General features: G+C 57.3%; 14 protein-coding genes. 8 read left to right on the plus strand and 6 right to left on the minus strand.

The features are described 5' to 3' along the window. Positions 1-24 precede the first annotated feature (24 nt). Genes BST95_RS15740 through rapA form a run of 3 tightly spaced genes read left to right on the plus strand, consistent with a single transcriptional unit; the run spans position 25 to position 4,609 of the window. A complete protein-coding gene (locus BST95_RS15740; protein ID WP_084200472.1) occupies positions 25-999 on the plus strand; it encodes a LysR family transcriptional regulator in 975 nt (324 codons plus the stop codon). Positions 1,000-1,014: 15 nt separating this feature from the next. Next, positions 1,015-1,827: a TatD family hydrolase gene (locus BST95_RS15745; RefSeq protein WP_066048451.1), complete on the plus strand. Its 813-nt coding sequence runs from the start codon at positions 1,015-1,017 to the stop codon at positions 1,825-1,827. Positions 1,828-1,846: 19 nt separating this feature from the next. Beyond that, a complete protein-coding gene (rapA, locus tag BST95_RS15750; RefSeq protein ID WP_084200473.1) occupies positions 1,847-4,609 on the plus strand; it encodes an RNA polymerase-associated protein RapA in 2,763 nt (920 codons plus the stop codon). On the opposite strand, the gene BST95_RS15755 is transcribed toward rapA, so the two are convergent. After that, a complete protein-coding gene (locus BST95_RS15755; protein WP_084200474.1) occupies positions 4,610-5,182 on the minus strand; it encodes a nuclear transport factor 2 family protein in 573 nt (190 codons plus the stop codon). It lies immediately after the preceding gene. 263 nt (positions 5,183-5,445) lie between these two features. On the opposite strand from BST95_RS15755, the gene BST95_RS15760 reads away from it, so the two are divergent. The 3 genes from BST95_RS15760 (at position 5,446) to BST95_RS15770 (ending at position 6,618) form a co-directional block, all read left to right on the plus strand. Beyond that, on the plus strand, positions 5,446-5,919 hold the full coding sequence (locus tag BST95_RS15760; RefSeq protein ID WP_084200475.1) for a DUF302 domain-containing protein: 474 nt from the start codon (positions 5,446-5,448) through the stop codon (positions 5,917-5,919). A 75-nt stretch (positions 5,920-5,994) separates the two neighbouring features. Next, positions 5,995-6,195 carry a DUF302 domain-containing protein gene (locus tag BST95_RS15765; protein ID WP_084200476.1) on the plus strand — a complete coding sequence of 67 codons (201 nt, stop codon included), beginning with the start codon at positions 5,995-5,997 and terminating at the stop codon, positions 6,193-6,195. Positions 6,196-6,234: 39 nt separating this feature from the next. Further along, positions 6,235-6,618 (plus strand): DUF4345 domain-containing protein, encoded by a 384-nt coding sequence (locus BST95_RS15770; protein ID WP_084200477.1) that lies wholly within the window; start codon positions 6,235-6,237, stop codon positions 6,616-6,618. 12 nt (positions 6,619-6,630) lie between these two features. Here BST95_RS15770 and BST95_RS15775 read toward each other — a convergent pair whose 3' ends face one another. Further along, entirely contained in the window at positions 6,631-7,149 is a 519-nt protein-coding gene (locus BST95_RS15775) for a GNAT family N-acetyltransferase (protein WP_066048470.1), read from the minus strand. A 173-nt stretch (positions 7,150-7,322) separates the two neighbouring features. On the opposite strand from BST95_RS15775, the gene BST95_RS15780 reads away from it, so the two are divergent. Together BST95_RS15780 and BST95_RS15785 are read left to right on the plus strand one after the other, a co-directional pair. Next, positions 7,323-8,489, plus strand: coding sequence for a flavin-containing monooxygenase (locus BST95_RS15780; RefSeq protein WP_084200478.1), 1,167 nt, complete (start codon positions 7,323-7,325; stop codon positions 8,487-8,489). Then, the gene (locus BST95_RS15785) at positions 8,486-8,806 is read left to right on the plus strand and encodes a hypothetical protein (protein ID WP_157114504.1); all 321 of its coding nucleotides are present in this window, start codon (positions 8,486-8,488) and stop codon (positions 8,804-8,806) included. The genes BST95_RS15780 and BST95_RS15785 overlap by 4 nt, the downstream gene beginning before the upstream one ends. Here the strand turns inward: BST95_RS15785 and BST95_RS15790 are convergent. From BST95_RS15790 to BST95_RS15805, 4 genes are read right to left on the minus strand one after another with little or no spacing between them, the layout of a single operon-like run. Continuing rightward, a complete protein-coding gene (locus BST95_RS15790; protein ID WP_084200480.1) occupies positions 8,803-9,468 on the minus strand; it encodes a hypothetical protein in 666 nt (221 codons plus the stop codon). The two genes, BST95_RS15785 and BST95_RS15790, sit on opposite strands and share 4 nt — an antisense overlap. 4 nt (positions 9,469-9,472) lie before the next feature. Then, positions 9,473-11,338 carry a TIGR00341 family protein gene (locus tag BST95_RS15795; RefSeq protein ID WP_084200481.1) on the minus strand — a complete coding sequence of 622 codons (1,866 nt, stop codon included), beginning with the start codon at positions 11,336-11,338 and terminating at the stop codon, positions 9,473-9,475. Beyond that, positions 11,331-12,092, minus strand: a complete 762-nt coding sequence (locus tag BST95_RS15800; protein WP_084200482.1) for an alpha/beta hydrolase — start codon at positions 12,090-12,092, stop codon at positions 11,331-11,333. Before BST95_RS15800 ends, BST95_RS15795 begins: the two co-directional genes overlap by 8 nt. Continuing rightward, positions 12,089-13,024 carry an MBL fold metallo-hydrolase gene (locus BST95_RS15805; RefSeq protein WP_084200483.1) on the minus strand — a complete coding sequence of 312 codons (936 nt, stop codon included), beginning with the start codon at positions 13,022-13,024 and terminating at the stop codon, positions 12,089-12,091. The genes BST95_RS15800 and BST95_RS15805 overlap by 4 nt, the downstream gene beginning before the upstream one ends. Between the last annotated feature and the right edge of the window lie 53 nt (positions 13,025-13,077).

The following is a 13,077-nucleotide window of genomic DNA, read 5'->3' on the forward strand; positions in this document are numbered from 1 at the left end:
ATGAATTAGAGTAATATCAGCCTTATGGACACCAGAGAACTCGCCAAAATTGATCTTAACCTTCTGATTTCTCTACAAGTATTGCTAGAAGAGCGAAATGTTTCGCGGGCCGCAGAGCGCCTCTATATCACCCAACCGGCCATGAGCAAAACCCTTTCCAGGCTGCGTTCGCTATTTGATGACCCCCTCTTCACCCGCTCCAGCCACGGCATGCAACCCACCCCCCGGGCTGACGAACTGACCCAGGGCCTGTCAGAGATCCTCGCCGGGATCAGCCACCTGGTCAGCAACTCACACTTTGACCCCGCGCAATGCAGTGCAGAAGTCACCCTGGCGGTCTCGGAATACATTGGTGTCACCCTGCTTCCAGCGCTCACAGCCCGGCTACAGGCGCAGGCGCCTCTGCTCCATCTCAAAATCATCACCCGGGTGGAAAATCAGCTGGAGCAACTGGCCCTGGGCAATCTTGATTTTGCGATTCATATCCGCCAGAACCAGTACGGCGGCGATTTCCGGATCGCTGATCTCGGCGGCAGCCCACCAGTGCTGCTCATGCGCGCGGAGCACCCTTTGAGCCAGGTGCCGGTTACCGAGACGCATCTGGGTCAGTACCCCATCATCCGCCTGTACGTTTCTGACCGCGAACAACTGGATGTGACGCCCATCAGCTCCAGCCTTGAGGAGGCTCGGCAGTGGTCTCGGGGCACCCTGGAGATCTCCCACCTGATGACCGCCATGGAGGTCTTGCGCAACACCGATTATCTCATGCCGGGCCCAGCGTTTCTGCTACAGAACGAGAGCGTCGCACAGGGCATTACCGCGCAACCTTTCCCGGGCGCCGAGGACATCTCCGTCGACTACGTTCTGGTCAGCCACCATCGCACGGCAAACTCCCCCATGCATAGCTGGCTATGGGAGCAGATCACCTGTACCATCCGCGAGCTGCGCCCAACCCAACCCAGGAAACTGCGCCAACGGGTGGCCGCAGGCAGCACCTGAGACTACGACACGACTATGAGCAAGAAGAAGCGGCGGGACATACCCCGCTTTCAGACGCCAATCATCGAGACCCACTGCCATCTGGATTATCTGGACGGCGAAGCGCTCGACAGCACCCTTGAAAAATCCCGCGATGTCGGCATCGAACGGATCATTACGATTGCGGTATCACCCGACAACCTCGCCCGGGTACGCGCTCTGAGCGATTACGCGGCGGACATCTGGGGTACCCAGGGCATCCATCCACACGAGGCCGAGCACTACTCCCCCAGCGTTGAAGCAGAGATTCGCGAACACGTGGCGGACGAACGGATTATTGCGGTGGGCGAGATCGGTCTGGACTATTTCTATGATCACGCCGATCGCAAGGTACAGCGCCAGGTTTTTGAGCAGCAGCTACAGATTGCCGTCGACGCCGACCTGCCGGTGGTTATCCACACCCGCGAGGCCGACGAGGACACGCAAGCGATTCTGGCGAATTTCAGTGGCAAGCTACCGCGCAAAGGCGTCATCCACAGTTTTACTTCCTCCCTGGCATTGGCTGAATACTGCCTGGGCGAAGGATTCATGCTGGGTTTCAACGGCATTGCCACCTTTAATCGCGCCGACAACGTCCGCGAGGTGATTGCAGCCACGCCAGTTGAGCAGGCGCTGCTGGAAACAGACGCGCCCTACCTCACCCCCGTGCCCTATCGCGGGCGACCAAACGCGCCCTTCTATCTGCCTTTTGTGGCGGAACAGGTCGCCACCACGATGCAGATCGAGGTGGAAGAACTGCTGGGACAGGTCTACCGTAATAGCCTGGCACTTTTTTTCCCTGACAAATAATGGGTTTCAAGAGTCATTAATGGAATACCTCATTGGACAACGCTGGGTCAGTCACGCTGATGCCCAGCTCGGCCTGGGCGTAGTGGTCGAAGTTGAACCGCGCCGTATTACCCTGAGCTTTCCCGCAGTCGGCGAGGAGCGCACCTATGCTATTGATAATGCGCCCCTGACGCGTCTGAGGTTCAAGGAAGGCGACCACATCAATACCGTGGAGGGCGTCGAGCTCATCGTTACCGACGTTGCCGAGCAGCATGGGCTCTTGATGTACACAGGTACCGATCACCACGAAGAACAGCTATCAGTCTCAGAACTCGAGCTGGATGCCTTTGTCCAGCTCACGACACCACAGCAGCGCCTGCTCAATGGCCACTTCGACAAGAACGGCGATTTCGCGTTGCGGGTAGCCACCATGACGCATGTGGATCGGCTCCAGCGCAGTCCCGCCCGTGGGCTAATGGGCTCGCGCACCAGCCTGCTACACCACCAGCTATATATTGCCAACGAGGTTGGCCAGCGCCACGCGCCGCGAGTGCTGCTCGCTGACGAAGTCGGCCTGGGCAAAACCATTGAAGCCGGCATGATTATTCACCAGCAATTACTCACCGGAAGAGCCAGCCGTGTGCTGGTATTACTCCCCCCCAGCCTGATGCATCAGTGGCTGGTAGAAATGCTGCGTCGCTTCAACCTGCACTTTGCATTGTTCGACATCGATCGCTTGTCTCAAATGACCGACGGCAACCCCTTCGAAGCCGAACAACTGGTGCTGTGTAGTCTCGAAATGTTCGAAGACAACGACCACCTGCAGCAGTTGGCCCTTGCCGCAGGATGGGACCTGGTGGTCGTCGATGAGGCCCACCACCTGCACTGGTCTGAAGAGCAGGCCGGTGAAGACTACCGGTTCGTGGAGGCACTGGCCCAAAGCAGCCCCGGCTTGTTACTACTCACAGCAACCCCGGAACAAATCGGCCAGGCCAGCCATTTTGCCCGTTTACGACTTCTCGACCCGTCGCGCTTCCACGACCTGCAGGCCTTCCAGGAACAAGAGCGCGAATATCGCCAGATGAGCGACATGGCTGACACGCTGGAATCGGGCACAATACCTGACAATCTACCCGCTGATCTCGATCGCAATTTGGCGCCAACGGAGCTGGTAAAACAGCTGCTGGACAGGCATGGCACGGGGCGGGTTCTATTCCGCAATACGCGTGCGGCAGTTGAAGGCTTCCCCCAGCGCGTTTTGCACCGTTACCCACTGCCTGCACCTGAACAGTATGTTCACGCCCAGGTCGAGCTTGAAGAACGCCTGCACCCGGAACTCCCCTACTACGACGAGAGTTGGCTCGATTTCGACCCGCGAGTGGAGTGGCTGGTTCAGACCCTGAAGAAGCTGCGGCCGGAGAAAGTGCTGGTTATCTGCGCCCATGCAACCACCGCAGTTGCTCTGGAGCACTATCTGCACATGCGCGCTGGCATTCGCTCGTCTGCCTTTTATGAGGGCCTGTCGATCATCGAGCGCGACCGCGCGGCGGCCTACTTCGCCGATGAAGTGAATGGCGCTCAAACCCTGGTGTGTTCCGAAATTGGCAGCGAGGGGCGCAACTTTCAGTTTGCCCACCACCTCATTCTGTTCGATCTGCCTGCCAATCCCGACCTGCTGGAACAACGCATTGGCCGCCTGGACCGGATGGGCCAGCAGCACGACGTGGAAATCCACGTACCCTACCTGCAAGACACACCACAGGAGACCCTGGTCGACTGGTATGACCGCGGCCTGGATGTTTTCCGCGACAGCTGCAGCGCCGGCACCATGATTCTCGAGACTTTCCGCGAGCGACTCAAGGACCAGCTGGATCAGCGCACCGAGGCGTTTGACGAGTTGCTCGTCGATACGGCCGAGTTTACTAATCGCACCCGCGAGGAACTCCGCGATGGCCGTGACAGACTGATAGAACGCAACTCCTGCCGCCGGGATGTAGCCGACGCGCTTATCGAAGAGATCAATGCGCTCGAAGCGGGCGACACGCTGGAAAACTACCTGGAGGCGCTATGTGAAGCCTTTGGTGTTGACCAGGAGTTTCACTCGGAGCACACCCTGGTGCTGCGTCCCTCCGAACACATGCTGACGGGTCACTTCCCCTACGTTAACGACGAGGGCACCACCGTTACCTTCGATCGCGAGAAGGCCCTGTCACGCGAGGACATGGAGTTCATTACCTGGGAGCACCCCATGATCCATGAAGCCATGGACATGGTGCACTCCACCGAGCTGGGCAATGCGGCTATCGGTACGATTAAGCTCAAGGGCGTCCCGGCGGGCACCATGCTGTTGGAAGCCTTGTATACCGTTAACTGTGTCGCACCGAAGGCGCTGCAAGTGGAGCGTTTCCTCCCCCTGACGCCCATGCGCCTGCTCGTTGATGCCCGCGGCAAGGAGCTGGCGGCACTGGTTCCCCACGAGCGACTCAACACATTAATCGAGCGCGTAAAAAAGCCCACGGCCCTGGCCATCATCAAACAGGTACACCGCGAGGTAGACGCAAAAATGAGCCTGGCTACGGCTCAGGCAGAAGCGCGACTCCAGGACATTCTGAAGGATGCTGAGTCGCAAATGCGCAGCCAGTTGGGCGCAGAACTTGCCCGCCTGGAGGCACTGCGTGAAGTTAACCCTTCAATACGCGAAGAAGAGCTCGACAACCTGCGCTATCGGATCGAGGAGTGTGCGGTCCATATTACGCACGCGAACCTGCAATTGCAGGCACTGAGGTTAATCATCACCACCTGATTAACAACCTGCGGGCCGATTGGTCTTGTGCCGTTTCTTGCGGCACGAGGTCGGCACTGCTGCGGACTGCTCCAACTCGCTGACTTTCTCGGCATCCGGCGATTCTTTCTCAGCATCCTGCCCTTCCTGAATTTGCTCGACCACATCGAGAAGTAATTCATTGGGCACCGGCACGCTCAGATTGTACTGGGCGACTTTCCAGTGCTGACCATCGCGCAACAGTACTCCGCTGCCGCGACACTGACCGAGCTTGTCGTGGTCCAGCATCTCATCAAACCAGGCGACACTTCCGTCTGCGCTATAGGCGATATTGCGACTCACCGGACGATACTCCCAGCCTTTGCCGGACTCAAAATGCGGCCGGGCAAAGCGCCGAAATTCCTCGCCCTCCCAGCGCTCCTCACCGTCAGTACCGAGAAACACAATGTCGTCGGTCATTAGCGACACATAGGCTGACAAGTCCGCATCGGCAGCCGCCTGGTGGAAAGCGTCCAGCGTGCCCCCGGCGTCGCGGGCCGCGACGGGAAGTACAGCGCTGAGTAACAGGAGTGCACAGACAAACGAACGGGTCATATTCAGTTTCCGGTTAGCAGACAGACCGAAGTTATCACATAGTGATGACAAACGTTCATTTGCCGCCTACGGTGAAAGAGGAACCTCCATCAATGCTGAGTGAGACACAACAAATGAAACAGGCCCTTGCTTGCACGATCTTGCTCTCTATTTTTGCCGCACTGAGCGCCTGCAGTTAAGACACACCGGTAACTGCTAAACGGTATCACGAGAGTGACGAGTACATTGCCCGCATCAGCGCCAACGTGGCCGCAGACAGGTCAATGCAATTGATAGAGGATATTGACCACTCCCGCCTGGCGCATCAGGCCGGTGCGATTATGGGGCCTGCCCGTGTGGTTATCTTCAGCGATGCGCAGCTGGAAAGCGAGCTGATTGCGCTGAATCCGCTCATCGCAATCGACCTCCCGTTACGCGCACTGGCTTTTGAAAACTTGACAACCGGTCGCAGCGAAGTGATTTACAACAGCTTCGATTATATTGCCTCGCGCTATCGGCTGGCGGACGACACAACCGCGACATTTTCCGAACGCTATCAAAACGCAATGAATACTGCCCTGGCAGACGTACCCGCCTCCGCGATCTCCGCATTCACGGACAATCGTATGCAGCCCGATGGCATTATCACAATTGCCAGCCCATTCGACTTTGAAGAATCACTGACCAAAATTAACTCAGCTATCAACGCACAGGACGATACCGTGATGTTTGGCCACGGTCGATTTTCAGGCGAATGAGGCAACTGTGGGCATTGAACTGCCGAAGGCTTACATGATTCTATTCTGTGGCCCCGCGCCCGGGGGGGCAAAGCCATGGCTGAGGCTCCCACCCTGGGACTGGATGCGTTCTGCCAGAGGTTTCTGGTCTGGCAGGATGGCGCGGGCAAGACCTATCTCTCATTTAATGACTTAACCGCCCTGGCCGATAGACAGCAGGTACCCACCAGCATTGCACTCAGGGTCATCGACTATCGCCTGGGCAGCGTCTTCGGCAAAGCACTCCAGGCCGAATAGCAAAACAACCTTAACCCCCCAATCGATTGAGAAGGCATTATGAACAAAGAAAGCCTGTTTCTGATAATGGCGGCGGTGGGACTGACGCCTATTGCTCTCGCGCACGGCGCAATGCCTTCCAGCAGCGTACCTGCTCTTTACGGCATAAAGGTCAACAATGTCAGTACAGAGCATGTATTCCGCGCAGTCATGGGCTTATACCTGAGCACCGCATTGTTTTGGGTAATCGGCGCCAGAAACGAAGCACTCAAACTGGCGGCGCTCTATAGCGTGGCTGTATTTATGTTGGGTTTAGCAGCAGGCAGGGCACTCAGCCTGCTCGTCGACGGTATGCCCAGCCCGATGCTGGCCGTCTACTTGTTGCTGGAGATAGGGTTTGGTTTTGTTGCCCTGGTATTGGCCAGGGGTTATCGCGAGAGCTGATAAACAGACGTATCAAACGTCGCCCAGGCGGCGCTCCATGACAGTGCATCCGAGGACATGACCGCGAATTTTTGCGAATGCCGGCTGATAGGCCACCTGTGAAAAACGCTGCTTCTCCAGGACGCGGCGCGATGCCGGGTTATTGTCCAGCACACGGCCCCAGAGCCGGCATCCACCAATGCGCTCTCGAGCAACATTCACCAACTGGCGCAAACATGCTGAGGCCACGCCCTGGCCAAAATAGTCTTCGGCCACGCGATAACCGACCTCGGCGCTCTGCCCCTGGCTACTGATATCCTTCAGGTTTGCCCGGGCTATGATTGACTCACCGTCACACAACACCAGAGGCACCAGCCGCCCGGCGCTGAAAAAGTCCCGGCACTCATCAATATGAGCGGTAACGCCGCCGTGTGAATAAAAGGCGTCGGGGCGCGCCGCAATCAACGACTCGAACCAGCGGCGATTCGCCGACTCGAAGGCCAGCAGCCGATCGGTGTGCTCTGTGCCAAGTATTTCAAATTGCCCCGACAAGCCTCAAGCCCCCTTCGCCAGGCGCTCCATCAGAGCGCTCTTTCATCCCTTCCACCTTATTCACTGTACTTCACAAGGGTTCAAGTGACACCTATTTGTGCCCGCGTATTGATTAACAGCAGTTTTTTCTCAAAAATAGCACGCCAGCAGACAATAACATTTTCGGGAGCCTCATGAGCCAGACCGCAAACATGTCCGACATTCTCGACGTACTCGTTGTTGGCGCGGGGTTCGGCGGCATATGTGCCGGCATCAAACTGCGCGAAGCAGGTATTGATAACTTTGGTATCTACGACAAAGCCGCAGGCATTGGCGGCACCTGGTGGCACAACACCTACCCTGGCGCGGCCTGCGATATTGAATCGCACCTGTATTGCTATTCCTTTGAGCCCAATCCTGACTGGTCACGCAAGTATTCACCACAACCCGAGATTCAAGCGTATATCGAGCACTGTGCGAATAAGTACGGCATTCGCGATCAGATACATCTACAGCGGGAAATTCGCCAGCACGCTCTCGTGGACGGGCTTTGGCGCACCACGTTCGCCGACGGCCAGGTGCAATGGTCGCGCCACATTATCTTTGCCACCGGTGGTCTGCACGTACCTGCCTTTCCCGACATACCCGGTACATCAGACTTCCAGGGTACCAGCATGCACTCAGCCGAGTGGGACCACACCGTCGACTTTAGCAAAAGTCGAGTCGCCGTGATTGGTTCGGCAGCCAGTGCAATACAACTGGTGCCGGAATTAGCCAAAGTGGCCGCACATGTGGATGTTTACCAGCGCACCCCCAACTACATTGCCGCGCGCAACGATTTCGCTTACCCCGGCTGGATGAAAAAACTCTTCGCCAACGTGCCGGGGCTGACTTGGCTGTACCGCCAGTGTTTGTTCTACAAAGGTGATCTTGGCATTTATCCCATTGTCAAAACCAGCAAAGAAACCCGGCGGCGCACAGCCATGCAGAACATGGTGAAATCCCATATCCGCTCCAGCGTCGACGATACCGAAATGGCAGAGCAGCTTATCCCCGACTATCCGATGGGCTGTAAACGCATTCTTATTGCAGACAATTTTTACAGCAGCCTCAACCGCGACAATGTGGCACTGGTGACAGAGGGCATCCAGGCTATTACTGCCGAGGGGGTCAATACTAACGATAACCGCCATCACCCTGCAGACATCATTGTCTACGCCACCGGTTTCGACATGGAAAAACACCTGGTAGCCATCGAGGTAATCGGGGCGGATGGAAAAACGCTGGAAGAGCGCTGGGACGAGGGACGCCCCGACGTGTACAAGGGTGGTTTCATTCCCGGCTGCCGAATTTTTACATGACGACCGGGCCCAATACAGGCACCGGCACAACCTCAGTCGTAGGAATGATCGAAGCCCAGATGAAGCTCATCATGCAGGCCATCGATTTGACGGGCAACAACCAACTGATCGAGCCGACCACCAGCGCCTGTAGCGCCTACGTCGATGATATTCGCAATGCCCTGCGGGGCACGGTATGGGGAGCTGGCGCGTGTAAGAGCTGGTACGTAAACGACAAGGGCGAGAACGATACGCTCTACCCGTATAGCGCCAGCACTTTCAGACGGGATCATGAAACGCTGCAGCTGGATGATTTCAGCCTGTATGCACGCTCCTAGATCGGCAGTGGAATAAATACCGATCCGGCGGTATGTACGACCTTTGTCACTCGCCGATCGTCCGCATCGCCAGCGATCTTGGCCATCATTTCCTGTAACACAATAAGCTTGCCAAACAGGCGTTCGAAACTCAGGTTATCGATCTCACCCTGATATTCACTGGTCACCAACCAGGGACTTCCGTCCGGCCGGCGGTTCTGTCGCAATTTCCAGGCAAGCACTTCAACATTGTGTGCGCTGGTCCACAAAGGTTCAGGCTGCAGTGAATCGAAGAGAAACAGCTCTTCGTTATATCCATAGGCATGCCGCAACATGCCGCCCAGGCCAACCACCAGCGCAAAGACCCGATCGCCCTTGAACTGCGAATCAAACACCAACCCCAATGCATCGGTCTCCTGGCGGCCCCCGAGTTCAGCGAAATTGAGCTCACCGCGATTGTGAACCAATTGCAACAAGCGCTTTTCGAGGTCCATGCCAGGGTTCTTGGCCAGCTCTGCGGGATTGCGCTTGTAGAGTTTGACCGTCAGTTCGCGGACCAGGCGACGCGACTCGTCAATGAATTCATCTGCCACCAGGTCGATATCGGACTTGGCGAGATTCTTGACCTCGTAACCACCACAACCCGCCAATAACAGCGCAAATGACAGCAGCAGCCAGCGCATAGATTCAGCGCCGGATGTGGAGTTGTGCTTCCAACTCGATCTCTTGGCCAACACTGCGCGAAACAATTTCCTTTAACGCGTCTATATGCTCGCTATCCAGCGGCTCACGGGAGCTGACCACCACCGCAATCACCGGCGGGTCGCCCAGGTTCACTCGGTCGCGCACCACGTGCACCTTGCGCCCTAGTAGCTGTAGCTCACCTACCGGGACCCGCTCTTCAAGCGAACTCCGCTCGACGAGGTGGGCGAAAGCGACGTACAGCGGCACGCTGATAACTGCCACCAAAAACAGTGATGCCGCCAGTCCCTTGCGGGCGCGCTCGAAGGGCGCAAAGCCCAATACCAGAAAGGTGACACTGGCGGCCACAGCGATGCCCACCAGGTTGGTGGTCAGCAGGAGCAGTGCGCCCGACGCCATATTCCAATCGCCCCACCCCAGCCCGATACCCGCCACACTCAGCGGCGGCACCAGAGCCACGGCGATGGCCACCCCGGCAAGACTTTTGGCAATCTCCTCCTTTGCATGCGCATAGGCGCCGGCGATGCCTGATATCACCGCAATCATCAGGTCTAACAAGGTCGGCGACATTCGCGCCTGCATCTCAGCAGTGGCAATATCAAATGGCATTACCCAGGCGAGCAGAATTGCGCAGCCCAGGCCCCAGGCCACGCCAATCGCCAGTGTACGCAGCGAACCGCGGATCAGCGTCGCCTCAGAACGGGCCAGGCCCATTGCCAGGGAAATAATTGGGGCCATTAGCGGCGCCAGAATCATCGCGCCGATAATCACGGGCGCTGAATTTGCGTACAGCCCGGTGAGCGCGAGCATGACGCTGAGCACCATCAGGACCTGGAACGACGAACTGGCGGTGGCGTTTTCGCGCAGCGACGTGAACAGCTCCCGATACTCGCTCTCGCTGGCGTGATTGAACATCGGCAGCTGTTTGCCCTGCATGGCCCGCGCGGCGTCATCGACGGGAACATGATTGATTCGCAGCACCTCCCGCGAGGAATTGCCGGAAGGCTCTTCCCGGGGCCGCATCGCCGGACCTGGCAATACGCGCAGACTCTTCTCGTGTACACATAACTCGAGATCGTTACCGTGCACCGGTTTACCGTCGAGCAGATACTCAGTGCCCTCGGGTGCATCCAGGTGGAGAGACTTGCTCTGGATCAGACCGAGATACCCAGGCAGGCGTGAGAACTGAACTTTACCCGGCAGCGCCAGGCGTAACATAAACCACAGATAGCTAAGAATGCTGCGCGGGGCCAGCGCCAGCAGTGATGCGCGCCCATCGCTGGCACCAGCACCGTCTTCAAACCGCCTTCCCACCATGGAACTGCGCGTCTGCGACACTGCCACCAGGCCCAGCGCCGCCAGATTGATTTCCTGCTCTTTGGCGGTAGTAATTCGAAAGGGCTTCAAGGTGAGCTGCCCCAGACCTTTGAGCGCGCCGCGGAAAAAACTTGTCGCGGTGTGCTGGCTATTGATATCCCAGGGCCGCAGCGACAATACCCGGCCGATCACTACGGATGAAAACACCAGTTCTCCGTTGCAGGTGAGGGCATCGGCCTGAACCGGCTCACAATTGCGATAGTGTTCGACCAGCGTCGCCATGTCACCCTTAACCCCCAGGGTCACGCAGGCTTCATGAGCATCCGGGTGTGGCAACACCCCTACTGCCCAATTGCGCTCCATGACCAGCGGCGCAAGATCGCGAATCTGTTCATCACCCAACCACAGCAGCACAATTGCGTCCTGCGGCAGCGCTTCGCGCTCAGCCCAGGGGACAAACTGTAAGCCTTCACCCCAGGTTTGGGCCCGCTCATCCAGACTGGAGTCATGAATCAGATAGCCGGCATCAACCATGTACAGACTCCTGACCGAGCAGTGCCTGCAGAGTGCGCCCCAGCCGCGCAAGATCACCGGGCCTTGATAGACGATGATCGCCGTCCTTTACCAGGTGTACTTCCACATCCGTGGAGGTGAGTTTTTCGGCGAGTTTTAGCGAAGTGCGCCAGGGAATATCGCCATCGCATTGACCGTGTAGCAGGCGCACCGGCTGGGGAATAGCAATGTCCTCGCCCGCCAGTAGACAGTGCCCTGCGCCCTCTTCAAGTAATTGCTGGCTGATCGGGTAAGGCTCGCCATCGTCGTAGCAATTGTCGATAAAACACAGCCCAGACAGTTCCAATTGCAGCTTCTGCTCGGGAGACAAACCATGTTCCGCGAGTCCGCGAGTAAAGTCAGGCGCTGCTGCAATTCCCACCAGGGCACGCACGCGCTCTGATCTCGCCAGCGCAACATGCAGCATAATCCAGCCACCCATCGACGAGCCGACCAATAGCTGTGGTCCGTCCGTCACCTCATCGAAAACGTGAATAGCGTCTTCTATCCAACGTCCCAACGTACCCTCGGCGAAATCACCGCTGGAGCTGCCGTGACCGAAGTAGTCAAAGCGCGTGAACTGGCGTCCCTGTTCGCGACACCATTGATCGAGATACAAGGCCTTGTCGCCCTGCATATTGGAGTTAAAGCCGCTGAGAAATACGATGCCCGGGCCTACACCCGGCACATGCTCATAGGCAATGGTTGCATCATCAGAGCGCGACAGCATTTTCATTGGCGCGCCTTCCATACCGCCAGACCCTGGGCATTGAGCTGGGCATCAAAGCGAAAGCTCTCACGCACCTCTCTCATATTTAATTCGGGGTTCATCGCCAACACTTGTTCACTGCAATAATCCATAATGGCCTCTTCCATTAAGGCGGCATCCCCGCCGCAACCCTCGGCAATATCGACATAACCATCCACCTGCGCCAGCAATCCTTCTAACTGTGAAGAAAAATAGTCGATGCCGCCAAAGTGATTCAAGTAAATGCGCTGCGGATTGGCAGCTCCCAGCAACCTCAGCGACTCGCGCATGGCATCCGGCCGGAACTGGGTCGGGGTGGTGGACAACATACAGAAATCACCACCGGACAGTCGGAATTCGTGATAACAAATGCCAAACATATCACCGGCGAACCAGCCACGGCTGTGTTCATCCCAGACGCAATAGTGATGATCGGCATGACCGGGCGTGTGTCGACACAGAAGGGATCGGCCGCCCACTTCAAAGCGATCGCCATCGCCCACTTCGATCACACGCTCGGCGGGGGCAGGGACGATATCCCCATAAAGTTGGGCAAAAAGATCTTCACCGTAAACGGCAATGGAGCCGGCGATCAGCCGCACCGGGTCAATCAGGTGACGGGCACCCCGGGGATGCACAAGTAGTGTTGCTTCGGGGAAGCTTTGTAACATTGCACCGGCGCCACCTGCATGATCCAGATGTACATGGGTAGGCATAATGTAACGAATCTGTTCGGAGGCAATACCGCGCTGCTTGAGCAAGGCCTCCAGAACGGGGACACTGTGCACTGTCCCCGTGTCGATAACAGCACATTCACCCCCGTGTTCGAGCAGATAAAAGCTCACCAGGCCCGGTTTCAGGTAATGTGCGTCGATACTGGTAATACCGTCGCCCAACCCGGTATATGACGACTCGCTCATGGCGACCCTCTTCGCTCAAACCAGCAACGATTCTCGCGCAACAGAGCCCCGAG

This window comes from Halioglobus japonicus, assembly GCF_001983995.1.
GTDB lineage: Bacteria > Pseudomonadota > Gammaproteobacteria > Pseudomonadales > Halieaceae > Halioglobus > Halioglobus japonicus.